General features: G+C 25.2%; 28 protein-coding genes, 4 tRNA genes and 1 riboswitch. Of the genes, 26 read left to right on the forward strand and 6 right to left on the reverse strand.

Translation table 11 applies throughout. The annotated features are described in order from the left end of the window. Positions 1–11: 11 nt before the first annotated feature. From ACRCZX_RS07455 to ACRCZX_RS07480, 6 genes are all read right to left on the reverse strand, one after another. Positions 12–1763, reverse strand: a complete 1752-nt coding sequence (locus ACRCZX_RS07455; RefSeq protein WP_438582298.1) for a sigma-54 interaction domain-containing protein — start codon at positions 1761–1763, stop codon at positions 12–14. A 274-nt stretch (positions 1764–2037) separates the two neighbouring features. Beyond that, positions 2038–2622 (reverse strand): methionine ABC transporter permease, encoded by a 585-nt coding sequence (locus tag ACRCZX_RS07460; protein ID WP_438582299.1) that lies wholly within the window; start codon positions 2620–2622, stop codon positions 2038–2040. A 283-nt stretch (positions 2623–2905) separates the two neighbouring features. After that, a riboswitch (SAM riboswitch) is annotated at positions 2906–3010 on the reverse strand. Between the two features lie 70 nt (positions 3011–3080). Further along, positions 3081–4130, reverse strand: coding sequence for an alanine racemase (alr, locus tag ACRCZX_RS07465; RefSeq protein ID WP_438582300.1), 1050 nt, complete (start codon positions 4128–4130; stop codon positions 3081–3083). Positions 4131–4212: 82 nt separating this feature from the next. Further along, on the reverse strand, positions 4213–5955 hold the full coding sequence (ptsP, locus tag ACRCZX_RS07470; protein ID WP_438582301.1) for a phosphoenolpyruvate--protein phosphotransferase: 1743 nt from the start codon (positions 5953–5955) through the stop codon (positions 4213–4215). A 91-nt stretch (positions 5956–6046) separates the two neighbouring features. Next, the gene (locus ACRCZX_RS07475) at positions 6047–6310 is read right to left on the reverse strand and encodes an HPr family phosphocarrier protein (RefSeq protein WP_438582302.1); all 264 of its coding nucleotides are present in this window, start codon (positions 6308–6310) and stop codon (positions 6047–6049) included. Between the two features lie 213 nt (positions 6311–6523). Then, positions 6524–8344, reverse strand: a complete 1821-nt coding sequence (locus ACRCZX_RS07480) for a replication initiator protein A (RefSeq protein WP_438582303.1) — start codon at positions 8342–8344, stop codon at positions 6524–6526. 745 nt (positions 8345–9089) lie between these two features. Between ACRCZX_RS07480 and rpmH the strand changes: the two genes are divergently transcribed. From rpmH to ACRCZX_RS07610, 26 genes are all read left to right on the forward strand, one after another. Further along, positions 9090–9224, forward strand: a complete 135-nt coding sequence (gene rpmH / locus ACRCZX_RS07485; protein WP_438582304.1) for a 50S ribosomal protein L34 — start codon at positions 9090–9092, stop codon at positions 9222–9224. 64 nt (positions 9225–9288) lie between these two features. Continuing rightward, positions 9289–9630 (forward strand): ribonuclease P protein component, encoded by a 342-nt coding sequence (rnpA, locus tag ACRCZX_RS07490; protein ID WP_438582305.1) that lies wholly within the window; start codon positions 9289–9291, stop codon positions 9628–9630. A gap of 10 nt (positions 9631–9640) precedes the next feature. Then, positions 9641–9880 carry a membrane protein insertion efficiency factor YidD gene (yidD, locus tag ACRCZX_RS07495; protein WP_438582336.1) on the forward strand — a complete coding sequence of 80 codons (240 nt, stop codon included), beginning with the start codon at positions 9641–9643 and terminating at the stop codon, positions 9878–9880. Then, on the forward strand, positions 9881–10489 hold the full coding sequence (locus ACRCZX_RS07500) for a YidC/Oxa1 family membrane protein insertase (RefSeq protein ID WP_438582306.1): 609 nt from the start codon (positions 9881–9883) through the stop codon (positions 10487–10489). It abuts the gene before it with no gap. A 10-nt stretch (positions 10490–10499) separates the two neighbouring features. After that, positions 10500–11204 (forward strand): RNA-binding cell elongation regulator Jag/EloR, encoded by a 705-nt coding sequence (gene jag / locus ACRCZX_RS07505; RefSeq protein ID WP_438582307.1) that lies wholly within the window; start codon positions 10500–10502, stop codon positions 11202–11204. 11 nt (positions 11205–11215) lie between these two features. Beyond that, positions 11216–12583, forward strand: a complete 1368-nt coding sequence (gene mnmE / locus ACRCZX_RS07510) for a tRNA uridine-5-carboxymethylaminomethyl(34) synthesis GTPase MnmE (protein WP_438582308.1) — start codon at positions 11216–11218, stop codon at positions 12581–12583. A gap of 89 nt (positions 12584–12672) precedes the next feature. Beyond that, positions 12673–14526: a tRNA uridine-5-carboxymethylaminomethyl(34) synthesis enzyme MnmG gene (mnmG, locus tag ACRCZX_RS07515; RefSeq protein ID WP_438582309.1), complete on the forward strand. Its 1854-nt coding sequence runs from the start codon at positions 12673–12675 to the stop codon at positions 14524–14526. Positions 14527–14628: 102 nt separating this feature from the next. Next, positions 14629–15444, forward strand: coding sequence for a histidinol-phosphatase HisJ family protein (locus ACRCZX_RS07520; RefSeq protein ID WP_438582310.1), 816 nt, complete (start codon positions 14629–14631; stop codon positions 15442–15444). 22 nt (positions 15445–15466) lie between these two features. Continuing rightward, the gene (locus ACRCZX_RS07525) at positions 15467–16036 is read left to right on the forward strand and encodes a hypothetical protein (RefSeq protein WP_438582311.1); all 570 of its coding nucleotides are present in this window, start codon (positions 15467–15469) and stop codon (positions 16034–16036) included. Then, positions 16033–16179, forward strand: coding sequence for a hypothetical protein (locus ACRCZX_RS07530; protein ID WP_438582312.1), 147 nt, complete (start codon positions 16033–16035; stop codon positions 16177–16179). The genes ACRCZX_RS07525 and ACRCZX_RS07530 overlap by 4 nt, the downstream gene beginning before the upstream one ends. A gap of 3 nt (positions 16180–16182) precedes the next feature. Continuing rightward, positions 16183–17328, forward strand: coding sequence for a GspE/PulE family protein (locus tag ACRCZX_RS07535; protein ID WP_438582313.1), 1146 nt, complete (start codon positions 16183–16185; stop codon positions 17326–17328). Continuing rightward, positions 17325–18347 carry a type II secretion system F family protein gene (locus tag ACRCZX_RS07540; protein WP_438582314.1) on the forward strand — a complete coding sequence of 341 codons (1023 nt, stop codon included), beginning with the start codon at positions 17325–17327 and terminating at the stop codon, positions 18345–18347. Before ACRCZX_RS07535 ends, ACRCZX_RS07540 begins: the two co-directional genes overlap by 4 nt. A gap of 8 nt (positions 18348–18355) precedes the next feature. After that, a complete protein-coding gene (locus ACRCZX_RS07545; protein WP_438582315.1) occupies positions 18356–18802 on the forward strand; it encodes a type II secretion system protein in 447 nt (148 codons plus the stop codon). After that, a complete protein-coding gene (locus tag ACRCZX_RS07550; RefSeq protein ID WP_438582316.1) occupies positions 18787–19248 on the forward strand; it encodes a prepilin peptidase in 462 nt (153 codons plus the stop codon). The genes ACRCZX_RS07545 and ACRCZX_RS07550 overlap by 16 nt, the downstream gene beginning before the upstream one ends. After that, a complete protein-coding gene (locus tag ACRCZX_RS07555) occupies positions 19235–19564 on the forward strand; it encodes a hypothetical protein (RefSeq protein WP_438582317.1) in 330 nt (109 codons plus the stop codon). The genes ACRCZX_RS07550 and ACRCZX_RS07555 overlap by 14 nt, the downstream gene beginning before the upstream one ends. Further along, entirely contained in the window at positions 19545–20069 is a 525-nt protein-coding gene (locus ACRCZX_RS07560) for a prepilin-type N-terminal cleavage/methylation domain-containing protein (protein ID WP_438582318.1), read from the forward strand. The genes ACRCZX_RS07555 and ACRCZX_RS07560 overlap by 20 nt, the downstream gene beginning before the upstream one ends. Next, positions 20038–20592 carry a hypothetical protein gene (locus ACRCZX_RS07565; protein WP_438582319.1) on the forward strand — a complete coding sequence of 185 codons (555 nt, stop codon included), beginning with the start codon at positions 20038–20040 and terminating at the stop codon, positions 20590–20592. Before ACRCZX_RS07560 ends, ACRCZX_RS07565 begins: the two co-directional genes overlap by 32 nt. Then, the gene (locus tag ACRCZX_RS07570; protein ID WP_438582320.1) at positions 20573–21265 is read left to right on the forward strand and encodes a hypothetical protein; all 693 of its coding nucleotides are present in this window, start codon (positions 20573–20575) and stop codon (positions 21263–21265) included. The genes ACRCZX_RS07565 and ACRCZX_RS07570 overlap by 20 nt, the downstream gene beginning before the upstream one ends. 74 nt (positions 21266–21339) lie before the next feature. Beyond that, on the forward strand, positions 21340–21882 hold the full coding sequence (locus tag ACRCZX_RS07575; protein WP_438582321.1) for a hypothetical protein: 543 nt from the start codon (positions 21340–21342) through the stop codon (positions 21880–21882). Beyond that, positions 21883–23439, forward strand: coding sequence for a type II secretion system protein GspD (locus ACRCZX_RS07580; RefSeq protein ID WP_438582322.1), 1557 nt, complete (start codon positions 21883–21885; stop codon positions 23437–23439). 1 nt (position 23440) lies between these two features. Continuing rightward, positions 23441–24427 carry a D-glycero-beta-D-manno-heptose-7-phosphate kinase gene (gene rfaE1, locus ACRCZX_RS07585; protein ID WP_438582323.1) on the forward strand — a complete coding sequence of 329 codons (987 nt, stop codon included), beginning with the start codon at positions 23441–23443 and terminating at the stop codon, positions 24425–24427. 9 nt (positions 24428–24436) lie between these two features. Then, complete coding sequence (gene ispF, locus ACRCZX_RS07590; protein ID WP_438582324.1) at positions 24437–24913, forward strand: 2-C-methyl-D-erythritol 2,4-cyclodiphosphate synthase; 477 nt, start codon at positions 24437–24439, stop codon at positions 24911–24913. Between the two features lie 51 nt (positions 24914–24964). Further along, positions 24965–25040, forward strand: a tRNA-Val gene (locus ACRCZX_RS07595). Positions 25041–25044: 4 nt separating this feature from the next. Next, a tRNA-Asp gene (locus ACRCZX_RS07600) sits at positions 25045–25121 on the forward strand. Between the two features lie 5 nt (positions 25122–25126). After that, a tRNA-Phe gene (locus tag ACRCZX_RS07605) sits at positions 25127–25202 on the forward strand. 14 nt (positions 25203–25216) lie between these two features. After that, positions 25217–25291: transfer RNA gene (locus ACRCZX_RS07610), tRNA-Cys, on the forward strand. Positions 25292–25365: the final 74 nt, after the last annotated feature.

Below are 25365 nucleotides of genomic sequence, written 5' to 3' on the forward strand. Positions count from 1 at the left end.
CATTTTGAAAATTAGATGTTATATTTTTGAAGCTTTCTATATAGAGTAGTTAAGCCTATATTCATTTTACTTGCTACTATTTTTTTTCCTGCTGTATTTTTTCCAAATATTTGAAAAGCTTTTTCTATATACTTTTTTTCCAACTCTTCAAAATCATCTAAGTGAAACTCTTCTGTATTTATGTTATATTCTTTTTCTAGTTTATTGCTTCTATATTCTAATAATTTATCTGGAATTGTTGATAAACTTAAAATATCACTATTATCAGAAATATTAAACATAAATTCTACAACATTTTCTAACTCTCTTATATTTCCTGGCCAAGAGTAATTTAAAAAAAGTCTTTCAACCTCTACATCTATAAAATTTACATATTTTTCTGTTATCTTATTATATTTTTTTATTAGATCCTTTGTTATTGGAAGAATATCCTCTTTTCTTTCTCTAAGTGGTATTACATGAAATGGAATCACTTTTAATCTATAGTACAAATCTTCTCTAAATTCTTTTTCCAATATCTTTTTTTCTAAATTTACATTTGTTGCAGCTATAATTCTAATATCTAAATCTATCTCTCTATTTGAACCTATTCTTGTAACTTTTCTCTCTTGAATAACTCTTAGTATTTTAGCTTGTAAATAAAGTGGCATATCCCCTATTTCATCTAAAAATATAACTCCACCATTGGCTAATTCAAATTTTCCCATTCTACCATTTTTATCTGCTCCTGTAAAAGCTCCTTTTGTATAACCAAAAAGTTCACTTTCTAAAAGAGATTCAGGAATTGCTGCACAATTTATAACTATAAATGGAGCATTTCTTCTTTCGCTATGATAATGTAGAGATCTTGCTACTAGTTCTTTACCTGTTCCACTTTCTCCTGTTATTAATACTGTTGATTTTGATGGAGCAACATGCTTAATTCTTTTTTTTAAAAAAGTTGTAAATTCTGACTCTCCAATTATATTGAGTAACGAAACACTATTAGAGGTTTCAACTAGCTCTCTGATTACATTGTTTACTTTACTCATATCATCAAAAATAAAAATTTTTTCATTTTTTCCAAATGATTCAAAAGGTAGTAGCTTTCCTAAAACATCAAGTTCTTTATTTTTAACTTTTAATTTAAAAACTTCTTCATCCATAATAAAATCATTTTGAGAATTTAAAATTATTAATTCTCCTATAATTCCATTTTCTAAATCTATTTTTTTTAATGCAAAATTATTTGCTGCTGTTATGAAACCAAAATTATTAAATCTCAATACTCCCTTTTGAATTGTGTTTAATATTGTTGAAAGAATATTTTCTCTTTCTGTTTTTTCTAAACTTTCTTTATGTTCTATAAATCTCACACTTATTAGTTCTGCCATTTGTTCTACAAAATCTAAATAATTTTTTAAATTTTCTAAAATTCTTTTTTTTTGATTCTCATCAAAAGATACCAAACTTATTAATCCAATTATTGAACCTTCATACATTATTGGAGTTGATATTTCAAGCACTTCCAAGCATTTTTTTTTCTCTGAGCATCCATTACAAATATCATCTTCTCTCGGATTTAAAATGACTGTTGTTTCTTTCGTTTCTAAAGTCTTTTTATTAGCTCTTCCTTTTATTTTTTCACCTATTTTTTGAGGACCACTTCCAGTTATTCTTATAAGATTTTTATCACAAATACCTACATCCATAGAAAATAGTTTCGATATTGTTTTAGAATATTTCTTTAATTCATCCTTTATTACCAATAAATCGGTTTTCATTTTACTCCCTTTTATAAATTTTTATTACACATATGTACACTAACAAAAATATTCATTTTGATTGTTGACTTTTTTAATAAAAAACATCCCCGATTATAGCATGCTTTATTTATTTTTTAAAGAATTTTTTTTATAATTTATTTGAAGAAAGAGTCAAAAAAAGTATGAATAAAATATTCTCACTTTAATTTAAAAGGCTGATACTACTGAACCTTTATATGTTATTTCAATAGTGGAATTGATAAAGCTCCAACTTTTAATTTTGATGCATAACTTAATAATCGAACCTAATAACCCTAAAATTAAAACTAACTTTTTCATAACTACCTCCTTTTTTTTTCAATCTATTTGATATCAAATTTGGAACTAATTGAATGATTTGAACTAAAAATATAATAACTAAAACTGAATATATCATTATATCTAATTTAAATCTATTATAAGCAAATCGTATTGCTAAATCACCCAAACCACCTATCGCAGCAGATAATCCAATCAAGTTTATAATTAACAATGTAATTCCTTGAACCAAAAAAACTAAAAACTCTGGGATTATAACTTTAGTAATTATTGTATAGTTGTTTACTTCGAGGCTTTCATTAGCCTCTATAACACCTTTGTTTACCTCTAAAACGCAATTCCCAACTATTCTTGCTATAAACGGTGCTGCTGATATTGAAAGCGGTATTGTCGCTACCATACTTCGTATAGTTGTCCCTACTATAACCCTAGATAAAGGCAATAATAGAATCATTAAAATTATATAAGCGAATGATCTCGTTATATTTACAATACTATTTAAAAATTGATTAATCATTTTGTTTTCGTAAATATGACCTTCCGATGTTATTGCTGCCAAAATTCAATATGAAAATCCAATCAATAAAGAAGCAATTGTTGAAAACAAGTCTATAGAACCAGCTAAAACATTAATATCAAATTTTCTAACAGCTTTAGATAAAAGTATATTTGGATTATTCACTAATGCCCTTGCTATAGCTACTTTTTGTTTTTGTCCTCCTGAAAGTTAAGAAGGATAAAATTTTGCTTTATCTTCTAGCTCTACTATTTTTAAAAGATCTTTTACTCTTTTTTTATAAAAAAAACTCTCATCTTAAATTTAATTAAGGTGAGAGTCAATTAAGTCAAATTTAAAATTCTCCCATTTTTCTGGAATTAGCACCACACGTCTAAAGCAGGTTGCTGAAATTTCGATGGACCAGCCCCTCAGTTTCTCTTGATGGTTTTAATATAAAATATTATTTTAAAAATAATTGTCAATATCTTTAAAAAATAAAATATTATTTTTGTTTGTAGTCATGTAGTTTCTCTTTTTATTCTATCGTTTATTAATGATAGAAATTCATAATGTGGAACTTTTAAGAAATTTATAGATTCTTCTAAATCCTGAAATATTTCAACTAAATCACCATTTTTTACCGAATCATCTACTAAAATAAATGTACTATCCATACTTATATGAACTATTTTAAACTTTTTATTATTGATTATAGACATTGTTCCTTCACTTCTTTTTGAAAATCCATCTCCATAGCCTAATCTTATTTTAGCTATTTTTTTACTTTTTTCTAAATTTAAATCCTCTTTTTTTTGATATCCTATATATTTTAAATTAGTTAAATCTTTTATATCTAAAACTCTTCCAATTAATTTAAAAGCTCTTTTTATATTTGGGTCATAATATCCAATTTCTTGAAGACCAAATAAAATTGTTCCACATCTAATATGAGTACAGTTTTCACCTTTAATTGATATAACTCCTGCACTATTTTGCATATGTATAACTTCAAATCTATTTTTATCTAATCTTTTTATAAAATTGTTGAATTTTTTTTCTATATCTATCATATCATTATAATCCGCTGCAAAAATATGTGTACATATACCTTTAAAATTTAAATTTTTCTCTATTATTAATTTTTCTAGCTCCGTAAAATCTTGTTCAATAACTCCGTTTCTTCCAAAACCAAAATCTAGTTTTAAATGTAATTGTGCTGTTCTAACTCCATTATCTAATAAAAATAATAAATCTTTTAAACTATTTACAACCATTTCTATATTTTTATTTTTATTTAAAAATTCTATATCTTCTATTGTTTCAAGTATTAATATATTTATATTATCTAATTTTAAGCAAAGTATTTTTTCAGCTTCACATTCTCTTGCTACAGCAAAATATTTACATCCATTGCTCCATAAAAGTTCTACGATTTGCTCAATTCCATGTCCATAAGCATTTGCTTTAACAACTGCTATTATCTCTTTTTTTTTTAATTTTTTTAGATATTGATAGTTATGTATAATTTTTTTTGAATTAACTTCTACTTTAAAATCTTTTATTCCCATACCATCTTCTCCTTTTCTTAATTTATAAATATTATACTTTAAAAATAAAAAAAGGTGAAACAATGTTTCACCTTTTTGATTATTATCCTAATAACTTTTCGTTGTATTTATCTATTTCAGCTAATACCTCTTCAGTTGTACTCATAGCCATTACTCTTTCTACAAGTGCTTCTGCTGATACTTTATCCATAGCCATTATATTTTTCTTTACTTTTGCAATTGAAATAGCTGACATTGAGAATGCATCTAATCCCATTCCAAATAATAAAGCTGTTGCTCTTGATTCACCAGCAAATTCTCCACACATTGATATAGGAATTCCACCATCATGTGCACCGTCAATAGCAGCTTTTATAGCAGCTAATACACCTGGATTATATGTATCATATAAATGAGATATTCTTTCATTTCCTCTATCTACAGCTAATGTATATTGAGTTAAATCATTTGTTCCTATTGAGAAGAAATCTACTTCTTGTGCAAACCATTTTGCTCTAAATGCTGTTGCTGGAGTTTCAATCATAATTCCTAATTGAATTTCTTCATCAAATTTAATTCCTTCTATTCTTAATTCAGCTTTACATTCTTCTAATAAAGCTTTTGATTTTCTACACTCTTCAATTGATATTACCATTGGTAACATTATTTTAATATATCCAAATGCTGATGCTCTTAAAAGTGCTCTAAATTGATCTTTTAAAATTTCAGGTCTATCTAAACATATTCTTAATGCTCTCCATCCTAAGAAAGGATTTTCTTCATGTGGTAATTCCATATATGGTAATGATTTATCTCCACCAATATCCATTGTTCTTATTGTTACTGGTAATGATTTGCCATTTTTATCTTTCATTGATTCAGCAACAATTTTATATGCTTCAAATTGTTCATCTTCTGTTGGAAATCTATCATTTGCCATAAATAAAAATTCTGTTCTATAAAGACCTACACCATTTCCACCATTTCTCAATACTCCTGCTACATCTTTTGGTGATCCTATATTTGACCAAGCTCCTACAGTAATTCCATCTTTTGATGTAGCTGTTTTATCTTTTAACTGTTTTAATAACTCTTTTTCTTCTAAATAACTTTCTCTTTTTTTAGCATACTTTTCAATATCTTCTGATGTTGGATTAAGTATTATATCACCTGTTAAAGCATCAACTATTATTGATTCTTCATGCTTTACTGAAGATGTTATATTTCCAGTTCCAACTACTGCTGGTATTTCTAATGATCTAGCCATAATTGAAGAATGAGCTGTCTTTCCTCCAATATCTGTTACAAAAGCTACAACATTCTTTAAATCTAATTGAGCTGTATCAGAAGGAGTTAGATCTCTTGCTACTACAACTGAATTTGCTGGAAGAGATGAAAGATCTACAATATTCATTCCAACTATATTGTATAACCATCTTTTTGCGATATCTCTTAAATCTGCTGCTCTTTCTCTTAAATATTCATCTTCTAAGTTTGCTAACATATCACAGTATCCGCTAATACCTTGCTCTAATGCATTTTCTGCTGTTATTTTTTCATCTTCAATTAATTCTATTACTTCATCAAATAAGTCTTCATCTTCTAACAATGTGATATGACCATCAAATATTGCTGCTTTATCCTCACCTAATTGTTTAGCTGTTTTTTCTCTTATTTTCAATAATTGCTCTTTTGTTTTATCTCTTCCTTCAATTAGCTTTTCTTTTTGAATCTCAATGTTTGAGCACTCTGTTTTATCTATGAAAAGTTCTTCCTCTTTATATAAGAATACTTTTCCTACCGCTACCCCTGGAGAAGCGTCTATACCTTTTATAAATTTTCTCATAATTTTATCTCTCCCAAAATTCAAGTTTTTAACAAAAAAAAGGACAGAGTTACCCCCATCCTTCTCACATTTTAAACTATAATGATCTCAATTAGTCCTTTAGGTTTTCTAATAAGTGAACTAACTTTTCAACTGCTTCATTTTCATCTTCCCCTGAAGCATGAACTGTTATTTTTGCACCTTTTTTAATTCCTAAAGAAAGTAATTTTAATAAAGATGTTCCCTTTACTTTTTTCCCCTCTTCGTTTTCTAATTCAACTTGAGATGTAAAAGTTTTTGCTAAACTTACAAATTCGTTACCAGGTCTTGTGTGTAGTCCTGTTTCATTTTTAATTTCAACCGTTTTATTTGCCATAATCCTACTCACCTTTCAACATTTATTGTTTATTAATTAAATAAAAATTTATTATTCTAATATAGAATACTGAATTTTCAAAATTTTGTCAATTTTTATTTTGAATTGTTTTTTTGTCAAAGAGTGTTCATTTTTAAGTCTTTATTTGTATACTTTATGATATTTTAGTTGTTTCATTCACCCTGATTTAACATTTACATACTTTTGTTAACTCTATTCATTGATAACTCTTTGAATATATCTTTTTATTGTATTAAAATAGATTTTTTTTGATTTTCTTTTCATTGTAAGTAAAAAATTTACATCTATATTTTCTTCTAACGAACATAAGTTGATTGCTCTTTCTTCTATTTTTAACTTTTCATATTCGTCATATTCATCAAAAACATTAAGAATATCAACTGAAATTTCTGTTTCATCTATTAATTCTTTCAAGCTGTTTATAACAGGTTTTTTTACTATTTTTCTTTCTTGATTAACTTTATTTTTTGTTATTAATCCTTTTTCTTTTCCTATGTTATTGAATAAAGTTAAGTTTTGTTTTGAAACATCATTTTCTTGACTTAATAAATTTTTTAGAACACCATTTATATATTGCACTAAAGTCGTTTTTATATTGGAATTTAAATTCTTATATATAATTTTTAATACTTCTATTAAAATTATTTCTCCTTCTTCTATAAAAATTTTTTTAATTTTAGTATCTGTTCTTTTATCCCATGATTTTGAAACATATATATTTTTTTTAGATTTTTGAATATATTTATTTATTTCTTCTGGATAATTAAATCCATTAATTTTTTCTATTTGTTTTTTTGTATTACTTTTCTTTTTTTCTTCTTCTTTTGGTACTTCATTTGGTGATTGAATTATTTCTGCTTCTTCAATTTCTTCAATATTAAATTCTTCTTTTTCAATGTATCTTTCTTTTTCTTTAGAATAACTTATCTCTTTTGATTTACTTAATTTATTTGAATCAATAAAAGATGACACATGACATTCACCATCTTTTTCTCTATTAAATTTATAAATTATATAATAAGTTTCTTCTTCTTTAGCTTGATAAGATTTATAATACTCAACATAACCTAATTCAACTAGCACATCATAAGCTTTTTGAACTCTTTTTAAAACTTGTTTCATTCTACAAAGTACATATGTTTTAGTATCTCCACTTTTATTAACTCTTTCTGTTATTTGTTCAGTTTTTAACGGAATAATTGCAGCTATTGTTCTTAAATTCATTTTATCTTCTTGTTTTTCATATCTTATTTTACTAATATATTTATAAATTCTTCCAGCTATTGGATCTTTTGCTAAAATCTCCATTAATGCTTTTGAATTATATTTTATATATCTTTTGTCACTTATTTTTTTTCTTATGTTTTTATTCAAAGTTACTCTATAATATATTTTTTTCCCTTTTTTTAACTTTTGGTAAGTTAATAACTTAAATTCTTCATCTTCAAATTTGTATTTTCCTAACTTTGTATGATTGGATACTACAAACTGATACTCTGTATTTTTTAAATTTTTTAAAGCTTGTTCAACTTTTGAATAATAAGTTCTATTCATTTTATTTCCTAAGAAACGAACAATAAAATCTGAAATTTCAAATTCAATATATTCATCTTCATCATCTAATTCTTTTTTCATTTCGTAAGTTGAAATCAAATATGTATATATTTTTTCTTCGAAAATAGATGGTTGAAATACTTTATCTTTTGAATCTTTAGCTACCAATGTACAATACATTGTCACACCTAAATCTTCAAATGAATATTGAAAATTTACTCTTTTATTTTGTTTTTGTGGAGTAAAAAATGGAAAAACTATCATTTCAACAGGAATGTTTATTATATTATCTTTTAAATTTAAAAAATTTCCAGTCTCTTTTATTATTACTTCCCTAACTTCTATGTCAGGCAATTGATTTAATCTTATATCAATTTTTGTTATATCTGTCAAAAGTGAACCTGTAGAAGTTATATTAAAATTTTCTACTAGATTTTTTTTTTCTTTTTTTTTCTCCATAAAAACCTCTCTATAAATTTATAATACTAAATATGTATATTAACAATAATAAATATATTTAACGTAATATAATATACCATTTTTTCTGTATATTAACAATAATATTTTTTTCTGTATAAATACCAAAATAACCTTGATTTATTTAAGATTTATTAATTTTTTTTATTAAAATATATATATATTATTTATGTATACTAACAATAATATTTTCCTACCTAGATAAAGCATTGATTCTTCTGGGTTCTTTTTTTTTTTTTTTTATAAAACCATATAAATATTGGGTGGGTTAAATGTACATCAACAATAATATTTCACAACTCAGTTTATCCATTGATTTTATTACATCTTTTAAATTAGATCTTTAAAAGTTTCTTATAAATCAATGCTTTATAAAATGTACACGAACAATAATATTTATAAAGTACTCAAAACCATTGATTTTATTAGTAGTTTAATTATATACAAATTAATTAGGTTAACAAAATCAACAGTTTATAATTTGTATACCGACAATAATATTTTTTTTTGTATAAAGCTATATTTTTCAATGGGTTTGAGTATGTTTTTTTTTCAACTTAGTCTGTACATATAACATTATACAAAATATAAAAACAACTATGTATTCTAGTTTGATTTTTTTTAATTTAATAAAACAAATTTTTATTTATTAGAATTTACTTGACAAAAGACAAAATTTCTTCTAAAATATTTATCTGAAATGTAGATGTTTTTAGGAGGTGAAAAAATGAAAAGAACTTATCAGCCAAACAACAGAAAATACAAAAAAGATCACGGATTTAGAGCTAGAATGGCAACTAAAAACGGAAGAAATGTATTAAAAAGAAGAAGAGCAAGAGGAAGACAAGTATTATCAGCATAAAACCCGGTGATCAATAACACCGGGTTTTTAAAGATTTAAGGACTATTTTAGGGAGTTAAAAATTATGACAATTTTAAAAAAAAATAGGGAGTTTCAAAATGTTTATAATTATGGAAAAAAATCATTTGGATATTACTCTCTTATTTTTTTTAAAGCAAACGAAACAAATGAAAATAAATTTGGATTTGTTGTTAGTAAAAAAACAGGAAATGCTGTTTGTCGGAATAGATTAAAAAGATTATTTAGAGAGTATTGTCGTTTAAATGAGGAGAACCTTAACTTAGGTTATGACATAGTTTTTGTTGCTAAAAGAACAGCTGGTGAAAAATTTAAAACACTAAGTTTTGAGGAGATGAACAAAGATCTTAACCGTGTTCTTAAAAATTCTAAATTATATCAAAAATAAATTTATTTTTATTTTAAAAAAAATAATCTTAATTTTAATAATATTTTATCAAAAATATATTTCGATTTTTTTAGGAAAAAACTGTATATTCCAACCAACATGCTCAAAGTATATGTATAATGCTATTGAAATACATGGTTTATTTAAAGGGTTATACTTAGGAATAATACGAATTTTGAGGTGTCATCCATATTCTAAGGGAGGATATGACCCTGTACCACCAGTAAAAAAATACGGAGGAAAAAAATAAATGGAATTTTTATATAAAGTATTCGAACAAATTTTGCTTTTTATAAATGGAATTACAGGAAATTTTGGTTTAGCTATAATTGGGTTAACAATATTAATTAAAATTGTACTGTTACCTCTAACATTAAAACAAGATAAATCTATGAAAAAAATGAAAAAAATCCAACCATTGTTAGAAGAATATAAACAAAAATATGGTCATGATAAAAATTTATTAAACCAAAAAACAATGGAACTTTACAAAGAAAAAAATGTGAATCCGGCTGGAGGATGTTTACCTCTAATTGTTCAATTACCTATCTTATGGGGACTTTTTGGAGTTCTAAAAATAGAAAGAGGAATTGTTCCTGCAGAGTCATTCTTATGGATGAACTTATTACAACCGGATCCTTATTATATATTTCCTATTTTAAATGGAATAGTAGCATTTATTCAACAGAAATTAACAGGAACAGATAGTAATCCACAAATGAAACAAATGATGTATATTTTCCCTGTTATGATGATATTTATATCTTATAAAATGCCAGCAGGTTTACAAATCTATTGGTTAACATCAAGTTTAGTGGGAGTTTTACAACAATATTTCATTATGAAAAAAGGAGACTAGAACTAAAGTTATGGAAAATATAATTGAAATCAAAGCAAGTAATAGAGAAACTGCTATTGCTAGAGCTATAAAGATATTGGAAGTTACTGCTGATCAAGTTATTCAAGTTACTGAATTACAAAAACCTAAATCATTTTTTGGTTTTTTTGCTAAAGATGGATTTTACAAAATTGAAATTAGTAGAGAAGTAGAAACTGAGAAAGTTTTAGTTCCAGATTTAAAAGAAATAGCAGAAGAGAATGTTTTAAAAAAAGAAACTATTATCGAAGTAAAAAAAGATAATAGGGAAAAAGAAATAATAAGAATTTCTCAAGAATTATTAAATAAAATGGGTCTTGATTTAAAAGTCGAAATTTTAAGACTGGAAGGTAAAAATTGTATAGTAAATCTTTATGGAGAAGACAATGGAATTATTATTGGAAAAAAAGGGAAAACATTAAATAGCTATGAATATCTATTAAACACTTTAATTAAAGATGTTAGAATAGATGTTGATGTTGAAGGATTTAAAGAAAAAAGAAATGTTACTCTGAGAGATTTAGCAAGAAAAATGTCTGAAAAAGCCATGAAAACTACTAAACCAATAAAATTAAATCCAATGCCTCCAAGAGAAAGAAAAATAATACATGAAGTTGTAAATAAATATACAGAATTAGATACTTACAGCGAAGGAAAAGACCCTAAAAGATATATTGTAATTAGAAAAAAGAAATAGGGGTGAGCTATATGTTTGATACTATTGCTGCCATTTCAACTCCAAGAGGAGAAGGTGGAATAGGTATTGTTAGAATGTCAGGAAGCGATTCTTTATGTATACTAACAAAAATATTTAAACCTATATCAAATAAAAATGTTAGTGAACTTAGAAATTTCAGCATTAATTATGGTCATTTATATGATGGAGAAGAATTAGTTGATGAAGTTTTAGTTTCAATAATGAAAGGTCCTAACACTTATACAAAAGAAAATATTGTTGAAATTAATTGTCATGGTGGCTTTTTAATAACAGAAAGAGTTTTAGAACTTGTTTTAAAAAGTGGAGCTAGAATAGCAGAAATAGGTGAGTTTACTAGAAGAGCTTTCATGAATGGAAGACTTGATTTAACACAAGCTGAAGCTGTTATAGATTTAATCCATGGAAAAACAGATAAAAGTATATCATTATCTTTAAATCAACTTAGAGGAGATTTGAAAGAACAAATAGATATTTTAAAAAAAGAACTTTTAGATGTTTCAGCTCATGTAAACGTTGTATTGGATTATCCTGAAGAAGGAATAGACGATCCTTTACCAGCTGATTTAGTAGATAATTTACATAACGTTGTAAATACAACAAATACTTTAATCAATTCTTACAACAAAGGTAAGATGATTAAAGAGGGAGTAAAAACAGCTATTGTAGGAAAACCAAATGTAGGAAAATCTAGTTTGCTAAATTCTGTTTTAAGAGAAGAAAGAGCTATAGTAACTCATATTGCTGGAACTACAAGAGATGTAATTGAAGAAGTTGTAAACTTAAATGGAATACCTTTAATTTTAGTTGATACAGCTGGAATTAGAAACACAGACGATTTGGTAGAAAATATTGGTGTGGAAAAATCAAAAGAATTAATTGATAAAGCAGATTTAATTTTATTTGTAGTAGATAACTCAAGAGAACTAGATGAAGAGGATTTAAGAATTCATGAAAGAATAGATGCTGATAAAGTTATTGGTCTTATAAATAAAACAGATGTTGAATCAAAATTAGATATAACACCATTAACAAAAATCAAAAAATGGATTAAAATTTCTGCATTAGAAAAAATAGGAATAGATTTAATGGAAAAGGAAATATATAGCTATATAGTTTCTGGACAAGTTGAAGATAGTTCTGAAAAGTTAGTAATAACTAACATTAGACATAGATCAGCTTTAGAAAAAACTAAGCAAGCAGTAGAAAATATATTCCAAACGATAAATATGGGATTACCAATGGATTTAATAGCTGTTGATTTAAAAGAAGCTTTGGATTCATTATCAGAGGTAACAGGTGAAATTAGTAATGAAGATCTTTTAGATCATATCTTTAGTAATTTCTGTGTAGGAAAATAGGTTATTAGCCACAGACGATAAATCTGTGGCTATAATTTTTTTTACATTTATTTATGTATGTATATGAACAAAAATAAAAGGAGAAATATATGAGCTTTAAATATGATGTAATTGTTGTTGGAGGAGGACACGCAGGAGTTGAAGCTGCTTTAGCAAGTGCTAGATTAAATAGAAAAACATTATTATTTACTTTGTCTTTGGATAATATTGGAATGATGTCTTGTAATCCTTCAATAGGTGGGCCAGGAAAAAGTAATCTAGTTGCTGAAATAGATGTTTTAGGTGGAGAAATGGGAAGACATACAGACCAGTATAATCTTCAATTAAAACATTTAAATACAAGTAAAGGGCCTGCAGCTAGAATAACAAGAGGACAAGCAGATAAATTTTTATATAGAACAAAAATGAAAGCTTTATTAGAAAAAACAGAAAATTTAGAGATAATGCAAGATAGTGTTGATGAATTATTAGTTGAAAATGGAATTTTAAAAGGAGTAAAAACAGCTTTAGGAATAGAATACAGTTCAGAAACTGTTGTATTAGCTACTGGAACGTTTTTAAAAGGTAGAGTTGTAATTGGAGATGTAAAATATCCTGCAGGAAGAATGGGAGAAAATTCTGCTGAAAAATTATCAGAAAGTTTAGAAAAAAATGGAATTATTTTAGAAAGATATCAGACAGCAACTCCACCAAGAATTGATAAAAGAACTGTTGATTTTTCAGTAATGAAGCCATTATATGGAGAAGAACATCCAAGATATTTTTCAATTTATACAGAGAAAAAGAAAAATACTATAGTTCCAACTTGGTTAACTCACACTTCTGAAGAAACATTGAATGTTACAAAAGAACTTTTAAAATATTCTCCAATAGTCTCAGGAATAATAGAAACACATGGTCCAAGACACTGCCCGTCACTAGATAGGAAAGTTTTAAATTTTCCTGATAAATTTGATCATCAGATTTTTTTAGAATTAGAATCAAGTGAGTCAAACGAATTATATGTAAACGGCCTTACAACGGCAATGCCACCTTTTGCTCAAGAAGCTATGATGAAGTCTATAAAAGGATTAGAAAACGCTAAAATCATGAGATATGGCTATGCAGTAGAGTATGATTATGCACCAGCATCACAACTATATCCAAGTTTAGAAAGTAAAAAAATAAAAGGTCTATATTTTGGTGGTCAAATAAATGGAACTTCTGGTTATGAAGAAGCAGCAACTCAAGGATTTATAGCTGGAGTTAATGCCGCAAGAAAAACAATAGGAAAAGAGCCAGTAATATTTGATAGAAGTGAAGGATATATAGGTGTGTTAGTTGATGATATTATTCATAAAAAGACACCAGAACCATATAGAGTTCTTCCGTCTAGATCTGAATATAGATTAACTCTTAGATTTGATAATGGATTTATGAGACTTTTAGATAAAGCAGAAGAAATAGGAATTGTATCTAAAGATAAAATAAACTATTTAAAAGAGTGCAGAGAAAATGTTTATTCTGAAATAAATAGAATAAAAGAAACAAAAGTACCGATGAAAGATGCAAACCAAATTTTAGAATTAAAAAATTCTATTCAAAGATTAACAAAAGGTGTACAAGCAAGTGAATTATTAAAGTTTAAAGAAGTTTCATATGATGATTTAGCTCATTTATTAGAAATTCCTGATTATCCAGAATTTATAAAAAATCAAATAGAAACTATGATAAAATATGAGATATTTATTGAAAGAGAAAGAGAACAAATAGAGAGATTCAAAAAATTAGAAGCTTTAACAATACCTCAAAATTTTAATTTTGATACAATAACAGGAATTTCAAATATAGCTAAAGCAGGAATGAAAGAGATTAGACCTTTATCAATAGGAGAAGCTTCAAGAATAAGTGGAGTCACTGGAAATGATATAGCATTACTATTAGCTACATTAAAAATCAAATAGTAGTACGAACAAAAATAAAGCTGTAAATATAAGGTTAAAAAACTTGTATTTATAGCTTTTTTTGTTATACTTATATTTATAAAAACAAGAGGAGGATAAAAATTGATTATAAGTGATTATCATATACATAGTAATTTTTCAGGAGATAGTGTTGAAAATCTTGATAAAATATGTAAAAGAGCTATAAAGTTAGGAATTAAAGAGATTGCAATAACTGATCATATGGATTTAGATATTAAAGAAAATTATAATAGTACAAATTTTATACTAAACTTAGATGAATATATTCCTGAAATTTTAAAAATAAAGGATATTTATAAAAAAGATGTAGATATAAAAATAGGAATGGAGTTTGGTATTCAAAAACAGCTGGGAAATATAGGAGATGAAATTATAGAAAAAAATCCTTTTGATTTTATAATTGCATCTGTTCATAGTATTGATAGATTACTCCTAGATAAAAAAGAATTTTGGTGTAATAAAAGTAGAGATGATGCACATAATAAATATTTTTTAGAGATGTTGAAGAGTATAAAAAATTTTAATCAATTTTCAGTTGTTGGTCATTTTGATTTTATAACTAGATATGGAGGTTTTAATAAAAATAAAATTATAGATTATATAAAATATGGAGATATTATTGATGAAATTTTAAAAACATTGATATCAAAAGGAAAAGGTATTGAAATAAATACTTCAGGAATAAGATATAATGAAAATAGATTTTATCCATGTGATGATATAGTAAAACGTTATTTTGAATTAGGTGGAGAAATAATAACATTAGGTTCAGATGCTCATAAATCATCAGATATAGGAAAAGATTTTAAAAAAGCTTATGATTTTTTAGAAAATATAGGAGTTAAGTATATTTCGTCATTTGACAAACTAGATGTATCTTTTAAAAAGATTAAATAATTTTCTTTGAAAGAAGGTTGATATGAGCATAAATATAAAGAACAGAGGACTGACTTTTTTAGAAACAATAGTATCGCTTGCTATTATTCTTTTAGTCAGTTCTTTTTTATTTTTAAAAATAACAAAAATTAATGAAAAATTAGATCTTGAAAAAAATAGAAGATTAATACAGACAACATTTCTTAAGTATACGAACAAGTCATTTTATGAAAAGAAAAGATATTTAATAGAAATAAATTTTTTAGAAAATGTTTTAATTATAACTCAAAACAAATTACCAATTGAGAAAATTGTATTATCAAATAAATTAAAATATGAAATTCCATATGAGAAAAAAAGAAACCCCAAATTTAATGTAGAAACAACAAATACAGGTAATCTTAGCAAAGCTTTTACTATATATATTTTTGGATATAAAAATCAAGTTGAGAATAAACTAGCATTTTATATTTTTAAGAGAGAAAAAATTTTAAAAATAAATACATACTTAAATAATGGCTTGAAAGATGTTAATTATAACAATATTTTAGAATATCATTATTCATCAGAAGTTGAAAATAAAGAAGGGTGGAAAAAGGAGGAAGATAATTGAGAAAAATAAGTTTTTTATTTTTTATTTTTACAGTTGTTTTAATAAAATCTACTTATAATACTTTAACATTAACAAAATATGTTCAAGTATCAACAGATGATAAAAAAGTTCAATTTGAAGTTTTAATGGTAAAAAGGAGTTGATAAATGGAAGATAATATTTATTTTAAAAGACATACTTTTGAAATACGGGAAGTTAAGGATTTGAAATACTGCAAAGAAGATATTTTAGAATATTTGAATGAACTTATATTCTTTAGTTTAGAATCAAGAGTTTCCGACATACACATAGAATCTAAAGAAAGCGAAGTAAAAATAAGGGTTAGAATTGATGGACAATTAAAAGATTATAAAGAACTAAATAAAAATTTAGGGATTAGGTTAATAACAAAATTAAAACTAATGAGTGAACTTGATATTGGAGAAAAAAGGTTACCTCAAGATGGTAGGTTTAAAGGACAATTCCAAGATAAAAAAATTGATTTTAGAGTTTCGATAATACCTACAATTTTTGGAGAACGAGTTGTTTTAAGAATCTTGAAAAATGATATTTCAAAATTATCTTTAGATGGTTTGGGATTTTCTTTAGAAAATATAAAGAAGTTAAAAGAAGTTTTAAATAAAAAAAGTGGTCTTCTTTTATTTTGTGGTCCAACAGGAAGCGGAAAAACAACAACTTTATATTCAATAGTAAATTATTTAGAAAATGAAAATTTAAATATAATAACTATAGAAGATCCAATAGAATACCAATTTTCTAATATTAATCAGATTCAATGTAAAACAGAGATTGGACTTGATTTTGCAACAATTTTAAGAAGTGTTTTGAGACAAGATCCAGATGTAATTTTAGTTGGTGAAATTAGAGATAAAGAAACAGCAGAAATAGCTTTAATGGCTGCTTTAACAGGTCATTTAGTTATAACAACTCTTCATACAATAGATTCAATATCAGCAATTGATAGACTTATCAATTTTGGGATTGATAAATTTGTTATAGCAACATCGATAACAGCAATAGAAAGCCAAAGGCTAGTTCGTAAATTATGTTTAATTTGCGGTGGGCAAAAAGAGCAAAAATGCTGTTTTGGTGGTTTTAAAGGAAGAGATGCTGTAGAAGAGATAATATTTTTTAATAAAGAGATTAGAAATATTATCTTGCATAAAACAACAAAAGATTTAGAGGAATATTTAAAAAAAATAGGATTTAAAACACTTTTAGAAAATGGTTTTTCTAAAGTTGAAAGTAGATTAACAACAAAAGTTGAAGTTTTAAGAGAATGTTTAATATGAAAATTTTTAGTGAAATAAAAGAAAAAGATTTGAAAAATTTCTACTTAAAAACAGGTAGATTATTAAATGCAGGAATTTCCTTAAAGAAAGCTATTGAATTTCAAAAAAATAATTCAAAAAATAAAATCTTTAAATGTAAAATTTTAAATGTATATAATAGATTGGAAAAAGGAGAAGATATATATTCTATTTTGAAAGAAGAAAATCTTATAAAAGAAAGAGAATTATTAATTATATATGTTTCTGAAAATAGTGGAAAGATAGGTGATGGTTTTTTAAAAATAGCATATTTGAAAGAGAAAAAAGAAAAATTAAACAATGAAATTAAAATAGCATTATCTTATCCAATTTTTATTTTAGTCGTATCATCATTAATAATAGTTTTAATATTCTATTTTGTTGTTCCAAACTTTGAAGAGCTTTATTCTATCGATGAAAAAAGTCTTCCATTATTAACAAAGATAATATTAAAAACAAAGTATTTAATTTCAGAATATTTATACTTAATATTCCTTATAGTGCCACTTTTTTTATTCAATATAAAATCTAAATTTTTAAAAAGATTAGTTTATAAAGTTTCAGTTATAAAAAATTTTTTAATAGAAAAACATATAATTAGTATATTGGATAATTTAGCAATACTTTTAGAGTCTGGAATATCTATAGATAAGGGAATTGAAATTATATTAGATAATTTAGATAGTGGATTTTTAAAAAATAAAATATATATTCTTAAAAATATAAAAAAAGGAGAATCGTTATCAAATTGTTTTAAAAAATTAAATCTATTTAACTTAGAGGAAATTGATATGATGAAAATAGGAGAAGAAAGTGGAACAGTTGAATTTATTTTAAAAGAGATTGCTTCTATTAGAGAGGAAGAGTTGAATAGAAAGATTAAAATTGTATTAAAATTAATAGAACCAATTTTATTATTGATAGTAGGATTAATGATAAGTATATTTGTGATAGGTTTGTATCTACCTATTTTAAACATGAGTAATTCGTTAGATTTCTAGGAGGCTTTATGAAAAATAAAAAAAGAGCATTTAGTGTTATTGAAATTGTATTAGTTTTAGGAGTTATAGGAATTTTAAGTAGTTTTATAGCTCCAAAAGTAAGAGATTACTTAGCAATGGCAAAAGATTCAAAAGCAATAAATACTTTACAGAGTTTACGAATGGCTTCAGAAACATATTATTTGGAAAATGGAAATTATCCTTGGGGAGAAAATAATAAAATTGAAGAAGAAGTGTTAACAAAATTAGAAAAGTACACAGGAAAAAAAATAGGAATATCTGAATCAGAACCATTTTTAAAAATAGGTGGAAGTAAAAACTCAGAAAAAGATTCAGAGATTAAATATGGAGGAAAAGTAGAAGTTAAAATAAATTCTGAGAGAGGATTTCTTTTAGAACCAACAGAATCAACTTTAAAATTTAATATTAGAGGAGAAGAATGGTCAAGTATATAATTTATTTTATTGTATATATTATTTTAATGGAGATAATAATAAGAGATACTAGAGAGAAAATAGTTTTGAATAAAAGCAACCTAGGTTTATTATTGATTGGAATATATTTGGGATTCTTAGAAAATAATTTAGAAATGAGAGTTATAGGAAGTGCTATTTATACATTACCATTTTTATTTATATATGCTTATGGAAGTGATTTGTTTCAAAAAGAATGTTTGGGAGTAGGAGATATAAAATTGATGAGTTCCTTAGGAATGTTGTTAGGGTTTAAAAATTTTTATACAATTTTAATTTTTCTTAACGTAAGTTTTATGTCAGCTTTATTTTTTATAATATTTAGATATTTAATAACAAAAAAAATTGATAAAGAAATAGCTTTTGGTCCATTTTTAATAATTGCATATATATTTATTCAAATTTTGGAGATTTATGATAAACACTAGAAAAGGTTCAACATATATTGAAACGTTAATTACTTTAGTAATAATTTTATTTTTGTTAAATCCTTTATTCAGCTCTTTAATTTATATTAAAAGAGAATTTAATAAATTTAATAGTTTTGTAGAGGTAGAAAATGAAATGGAAAAAATAAGAGCTTTTTATAGAAAAAATGAAAATGAATACATTTCTTCAAATGAAAAATTAAAAATAAGTATAAATAAAAATAAAGTTTATGAAGAAGTTTATAGTTTGGAAATAATTATTCAAAAAAATGAAATAAAAAGAGAGAGTATTTTATATGTATATAAACAAAAATAAAGGTTTTAGTTTGATTGAAGTAATGAGTACTTTATTAATTATAACTATAATTTTACAAACACTATATTCTTATTTAAAATATGTAAACTCAGAAAATAAAATAATTTTAAAAAAGCTAGAAAAAAAACTTAATGTTGAACCTATTTTTAAAGGAATGGATAAATCCATTTATGAATCAAAAACATATAAAATTTATAATTTATCATCAATAAGCAAACTCATTGATTATTCAAAACCTTCTTTAATGGAGGGAAATACACTTATAATTGAAAAATATTCTCCATTTAACGAAGACAGTGAAATAGAGATATATTATCAAGTGAATCTTACAAACTATGTTGAAGTTTTTTATGCAAAAAAAAATACGAAAGATATTATTCTAAATATAGAGTCAGGAGAAATCATTTTAAAAAGTATAAAAACAACTTTTTATATAGAAGATTTTGGAGTAAAAGTAAAGGGGAATTATAAAAATGAGAGTTATAAATACGAACTTAAGAAATAAAGGAATAATACTTCCTTTAGTGTTGTTTTTAATAACTTTATTAACTTGGTTATTTTCAATAGTACTTTTAATTTATAAAAATGAAATTGACGAAAATCAAAGCTATAGAAAAACTAATAACGATTATTGGAAAATAGAAAATTTTTCTAAAATAGCAGAATATGAGATATTTAAAGGAGAAATTTCTATAAGAAATAATGAGTATAAAGATATTATAGAATATTTTGAAGATAAAGATTTGGTTTGGTTAGATAGTGATAAACTTTCAAAAAGTGGATTCAAAAGATATAAGCTAATTCATAATGGGAAAACAATATCTGATAAAATTCAACTTTCATCATTTGGTGAAAATATATTTGAAATTAAACTTTTAAAAAATATCAATACAACAAATGAATCGTTTCAATTATTTGTTAACTTGTATTATGTGTATTCAATAGGAGAAAAAGATTTTTTTAAAAGCAGTAAGAGAGAAATAAAAGGAGTTGAAATTAATTTAAAAAATGAAAACATTAGAAATTAGTGATAGAGGAATAAAACTTTCTGAAGAAGGAGAAATAATTAATCAAATACTTTTTAATGAGTATGAAGATATTCCTTTTGAAGTTAAAGAATTACTCTCTATTTATGAAGAGTTGGATGAGGTAACTTTAAATATATCTATAGATTTAAATGAAGATATACTTGAAGAAATAAAAAAAAATATAGTGAGTATAGGATGGAGAGTTAAAAGTTCTAAAAAAATAAGCAAAACTTTAAAATATTTATTTATAGGAATATTGTTTACAGTATGTTTAATAGGAATAGTTCTTTTTTTTAAAACTCAAAAATTAGAAGATAAAGTTCTTAAATTAAAAAAAGAAAATTTAGAATATAAAAAAAAAATAGATATCTTAGATAGTTCTATAACTAAGTTAGATGAAGAATTAACAGAACCAATACTTTTTCAAAAAAGCGAAGTTTCAACTTTTTTAATTTTTATTTCAGAGGTTTCAAAAAAAAATGATATTAAATTTGAAAAAATTGAATTTTTAAAAGGTAAAATAATTTTAAATGGACATACAGTAGAAAGTGAAAAAATTTCAACTTTTAAAAAAGATATATCATCACATATAAAAATTAAAAATACAGTATTTGATTTTATAAAAAAAGAGGGTGAGATAATATATTTCTTGATGGAATTAAAAATCGAATAACTAATTTAAATTTAAAATTAGTATTAGTTTTAACAAGCTTTATTCTAGGATATTTATTTATTTTAGCTCCAACTATGAAATTTTTAAAAATTAGTAAAGAAAAATCAATTTTAGAAAAAAATCAATTTATTTTAAAATCAACTTTAGAAAATAAGAGAAAGAATCTTAAAACAATTCAAAATAAAAATAAAGAAATAAAATTAGAAAGAGAAAATAAAGAAAAATTACAAAAAAAATTTATATTTGATGGTTCTTATAAAATTATTCAGCTTTTGAATAAGTTATCTAAAGAAAATAATTTAGTAGAAGATACAATTGGTCGAGAAAGTGCTGAGCAAATTGAAGATAAAATTTTTGGAAGCTTTTATTATTCCAATTTTGGAAGGGAAAAAGATATATTTAATTTTATTTTAGAAATAGAAAAGGAAGAAAAATTTATATCTTTAAAAATGGATTCAATACTTTTAGAAATAAATGGAAGTAATTTAGATTTAAAATTGAATGTTATGTATATAATCAATAATAAAAAACAAGAAATAGATTATTTTTATTATAGAGATGGTATTTTTGAAAAATCAAACAACAGAAATATTGGTACAAAAAGGAGAAAGTTTTAAATGATATATAAAATTTACTTAATATTTATTTTAATAACTTTAAATGCTTTATCAATAGAAACATACCCAAAAGAACTAGATTTAAAAGAAGTTTCAGTAGTTGATTTATTTGCTCATTTATCAAAATATTCTAAATATACCTTTATTGGAGATTCCTACGTAAAAGATATAACAGTAGATGGATTTTTTAAAAAAGGAACATCAATAGATGAAATTCTAAAAACAGTTGAAACAACTTATGGATTAACTCGTGTAAAAAGTGGAAATACTCTGATATTTCGTGGAAGAAAATCAGAAGATAAAGATATGCTAATTGGTAGAGTTTATGATATTAACACAGGTAAAGAAACAAAAGGAGTAAAAATAGTTTTAAAAAGAAGAGAAACTTTGGAAACCTTATCAGGTGAGTATGGCGAATATTTAATAGATAGTGTTGTTAAAGGAAGTTATTTTATATCAATATTATCTGAAGAATACAGATATGATGGTGATTTCATAGAAATAGTTGATGGGGTAAATAAATTTGATTTTTATGTAGAAAGAAAAAATTTTAAAAAGATAAAAAATTTAGAACAAGAAACAGAACAAAAAAGTAAAAAAGATGATATAATAGAAAATATTTTATTAGAAAATTTAAATAATAAAGAGATTGCAGAGATAATAAAAGAAATATTTGGTGAAAATTTAAAAGTTTCTATAAGCTCTGGAAACAATTCAATTATACTTTTTGGAAAAGGTGAAATAGTTTTTTCAGCAAAGAAATTAATAAAACAACTAGATAAAAGAAAAAAACAGGTAAGAGTAACAGCTGAAATTATAGATGTAAAAGAAAATTTATTTGAAAATTTAGGTTTTAATTGGGCTTATGATACTCAAGGTAAACTACCACAGAAAAATAGTGGAATTTATCTTGAGACTTTGGTATCTAGCGGTATAGATGGTCTAGGAGAAATTCTAGGAAGTTCTATAAATTTTGTGAGCAAATTTAATAATGGAAAAGATGTTTTAGATTTAACATTAAATTTGTTAGAAACAACTCAAGATCTTACAATAAATGCATTACCTTCGATTATTTTATTGAATGGTGAAAGTGGATTATTAAAAATGACAGAAGAAGTTATTGTAGGCCAGCAAAAAGAAGAGGATAGCGATAGTGATAAAATAAATTATACACCAATATTTAAAGAAGCTGGTATAATTTTGAAAGTGTTACCATCAATTAAAGAAGATAATAGTGTCTATTTAGATTTGGATTTAGAGGCAAGTGATTTTAAGTTGAAAACTCCTTTAAAAGCAGATGATAAAAATACAGGTACATTCAATTCAGAAGGTGGTTCTAAAATATCTAGAAAATTACAAACTAAAGTAAGAATAAAAAATAATGATATAATTTTAATTGGTGGATTAAAAAGAAAAATAGATCAGAAAATAAATAATAAAGTCCCTTTTTTAAGTGAAATTCCAGCAATTGGATTTTTATTTAAAAGTCAATCGAGTAGATTAGAGCATACGGATTTATATATAAAATTAAAAGCAGAAGTAATAGAGGAGATTTGAAATGGAAAAGAGTAGATTAGAAGAGATACTTAATAGTTTTGAAAATTTGAAAGTGGCAGTGGTTGGAGATATGATGTTAGATGATTATCTAATAGGTTCTGTAGAAAGAATCTCTCCAGAAGCACCAGTACCAGTTGTTTCTATAAAGAAAGAAAGGTTTGTATTAGGAGGAGCAGCTAACGTAGTAAACAATCTATCTACTTTAGGAGCACAAGCAGTTTGTTTTGGTGTTATAGGAGAAGATTTTGATGGAGATAGATTAATAAAAGAATTAGAAAAAAAAGGAATCCAGACTTCAGGAATAGTTCGAAGTGAAGAAAGACCAACAATAGTAAAAAGAAGAATAATAAGTGGAAATCAGCAATTGTTGAGATTAGACTGGGAAGATCCGAGAGCAATTTCTAAAGTATTAGAAGATAATTTATTGAATCATATTGAAAAAAAAATAACTAGTTTAGATGCAATAATACTTTCTGACTATGATAAAGGTGTATTAACTCCAAGAGTTGTAAAAAAAATAATTTCGCTTTGTAAAGAAAATAAAATAATTGTAACTGTAGATCCAAAGCCTAAAAACGTTCTTAATTATATAGGGGCTACATCAATGACCCCAAATAGAAAAGAAGCAGTTGAATGTTTGGGTAAAAATAATTTTAATGATATGATAGAAGTTGGAAAGGAATTAAAAGAAAAATTACAGTTGAATAGTTTACTTTTAACGAGAAGCGAAGAGGGAATGAGCTTATTTCAGGATGAAAATGTAATAAATATACCAACATATGCAAAAGAAGTCTATGATGTAACAGGAGCAGGAGATACTGTAATATCAGTGTTTACTTTAGCTTGTGCAGCAGGTGTTACACCTTATGAAGCAGCTAAAATAGCCAATACAGCAGCAGGAGTTGTTGTTGGAAAAATGGGAACATCAACAGTTACAAAAGAAGAAATTTTAGATTTCTATAATAGAATTTATAACGAGTGGAAATAGGTGGAGTTTATGCTAAGAATTGGAAATGGTTATGATGTTCATAGATTGGTAACTGGAAGAAAATTAATTTTAGGTGGGGTTGAAATTCCTCATCTAAAAGGTGTTTTGGGTCATTCAGATGGAGATGTGTTAATTCATGCAATAATGGACGCTCTTTTGGGTGCTTTAGCTTTAGGTGATATAGGGCAACATTTTCCAGATACATCAACTGAATTTAAAAATATAGATAGTATGATTTTATTGGAAAGAGTATTTTATTTGATAAAAGATAGAAATTACAAAATTATAAATTTAGATTGTATAATAGTTGCTCAAAATCCAAAATTAAAACCATATTTAAATTTAATGAGAGAAAGAGTTGCAAAAGTTTTAGAAACTGAAATTTCAAATATTAGTATAAAAGCAACAACAGAAGAAAAATTAGGTTTTACAGGAAATGAAGATGGAATAAAATCTTATTGTGTGGTTCTTCTACAAAAAATATAAAAATATAGTTGCATTAATGGATAAATTGTGCTATACTAGTTTTGTATTGAAGGAAGCATAGCTCAGTTGGGAGAGCACCTGCCTTACAAGCAGGGGGTCACTGGTTCAAGTCCAGTTGTTTCCACCATTATGGGGGTGTAGCTCAGTTGGTTAGAGCGCATGCCTGTCACGCATGAGGTCGCGAGTTCGACCCTCGTCACTCCCGCCATAATTGCCCAGATAGCTCAGTCGGTAGAGCAGGGGACTGAAAATCCCCGTGTCGGTGGTTCGATTCCGCCTCTGGGCACCATCAATTTAATAGAAGGCGACGTCGCCAAGTGGTAAGGCAGAGGTCTGCAAAATCTCTATTCACCAGTTCAAATCTGGTCGTCGCCTCCAAAATTAAAATTCAAACAGCTTAAGGGCTGTTTTTTTTCATTCTTTGTGCTATAATTGAAAAAAAATTAACCATA

Source organism: Cetobacterium sp. (genome assembly GCF_051658645.1).
In the GTDB taxonomy this organism is placed as follows: domain Bacteria; phylum Fusobacteriota; class Fusobacteriia; order Fusobacteriales; family Fusobacteriaceae; genus Cetobacterium_A.

Coding starts and splice junctions, on each gene's coding strand:
- ACRCZX_RS07455 (WP_438582298.1), bottom strand. CDS start 1,763: ATGAAAACCGATTTATTGGTAATAAAGGATGAATTAAAGAAATATTCT.
- alr (WP_438582300.1), bottom strand. CDS start 4,130: ATGGGAATAAAAGATTTTAAAGTAGAAGTTAATTCAAAAAAAATTATA.
- ptsP (WP_438582301.1), bottom strand. CDS start 5,955: ATGAGAAAATTTATAAAAGGTATAGACGCTTCTCCAGGGGTAGCGGTA.
- ACRCZX_RS07475 (WP_438582302.1), bottom strand. CDS start 6,310: ATGGCAAATAAAACGGTTGAAATTAAAAATGAAACAGGACTACACACA.
- ACRCZX_RS07480 (WP_438582303.1), bottom strand. CDS start 8,344: ATGGAGAAAAAAAAAGAAAAAAAAAATCTAGTAGAAAATTTTAATATA.
- rpmH (WP_438582304.1), top strand. CDS start 9,090: ATGAAAAGAACTTATCAGCCAAACAACAGAAAATACAAAAAAGATCAC.
- rnpA (WP_438582305.1), top strand. CDS start 9,289: ATGACAATTTTAAAAAAAAATAGGGAGTTTCAAAATGTTTATAATTAT.
- ACRCZX_RS07500 (WP_438582306.1), top strand. CDS start 9,881: ATGGAATTTTTATATAAAGTATTCGAACAAATTTTGCTTTTTATAAAT.
- jag (WP_438582307.1), top strand. CDS start 10,500: ATGGAAAATATAATTGAAATCAAAGCAAGTAATAGAGAAACTGCTATT.
- mnmE (WP_438582308.1), top strand. CDS start 11,216: ATGTTTGATACTATTGCTGCCATTTCAACTCCAAGAGGAGAAGGTGGA.
- mnmG (WP_438582309.1), top strand. CDS start 12,673: ATGAGCTTTAAATATGATGTAATTGTTGTTGGAGGAGGACACGCAGGA.
- ACRCZX_RS07525 (WP_438582311.1), top strand. CDS start 15,467: ATGAGCATAAATATAAAGAACAGAGGACTGACTTTTTTAGAAACAATA.
- ACRCZX_RS07535 (WP_438582313.1), top strand. CDS start 16,183: ATGGAAGATAATATTTATTTTAAAAGACATACTTTTGAAATACGGGAA.
- ACRCZX_RS07540 (WP_438582314.1), top strand. CDS start 17,325: ATGAAAATTTTTAGTGAAATAAAAGAAAAAGATTTGAAAAATTTCTAC.
- ACRCZX_RS07545 (WP_438582315.1), top strand. CDS start 18,356: ATGAAAAATAAAAAAAGAGCATTTAGTGTTATTGAAATTGTATTAGTT.
- ACRCZX_RS07550 (WP_438582316.1), top strand. CDS start 18,787: ATGGTCAAGTATATAATTTATTTTATTGTATATATTATTTTAATGGAG.
- ACRCZX_RS07555 (WP_438582317.1), top strand. CDS start 19,235: ATGATAAACACTAGAAAAGGTTCAACATATATTGAAACGTTAATTACT.
- ACRCZX_RS07560 (WP_438582318.1), top strand. CDS start 19,545: ATGTATATAAACAAAAATAAAGGTTTTAGTTTGATTGAAGTAATGAGT.
- ACRCZX_RS07565 (WP_438582319.1), top strand. CDS start 20,038: ATGAGAGTTATAAATACGAACTTAAGAAATAAAGGAATAATACTTCCT.
- ACRCZX_RS07570 (WP_438582320.1), top strand. CDS start 20,573: ATGAAAACATTAGAAATTAGTGATAGAGGAATAAAACTTTCTGAAGAA.
- ACRCZX_RS07575 (WP_438582321.1), top strand. CDS start 21,340: ATGAAATTTTTAAAAATTAGTAAAGAAAAATCAATTTTAGAAAAAAAT.
- ACRCZX_RS07580 (WP_438582322.1), top strand. CDS start 21,883: ATGATATATAAAATTTACTTAATATTTATTTTAATAACTTTAAATGCT.
- rfaE1 (WP_438582323.1), top strand. CDS start 23,441: ATGGAAAAGAGTAGATTAGAAGAGATACTTAATAGTTTTGAAAATTTG.
- ispF (WP_438582324.1), top strand. CDS start 24,437: ATGCTAAGAATTGGAAATGGTTATGATGTTCATAGATTGGTAACTGGA.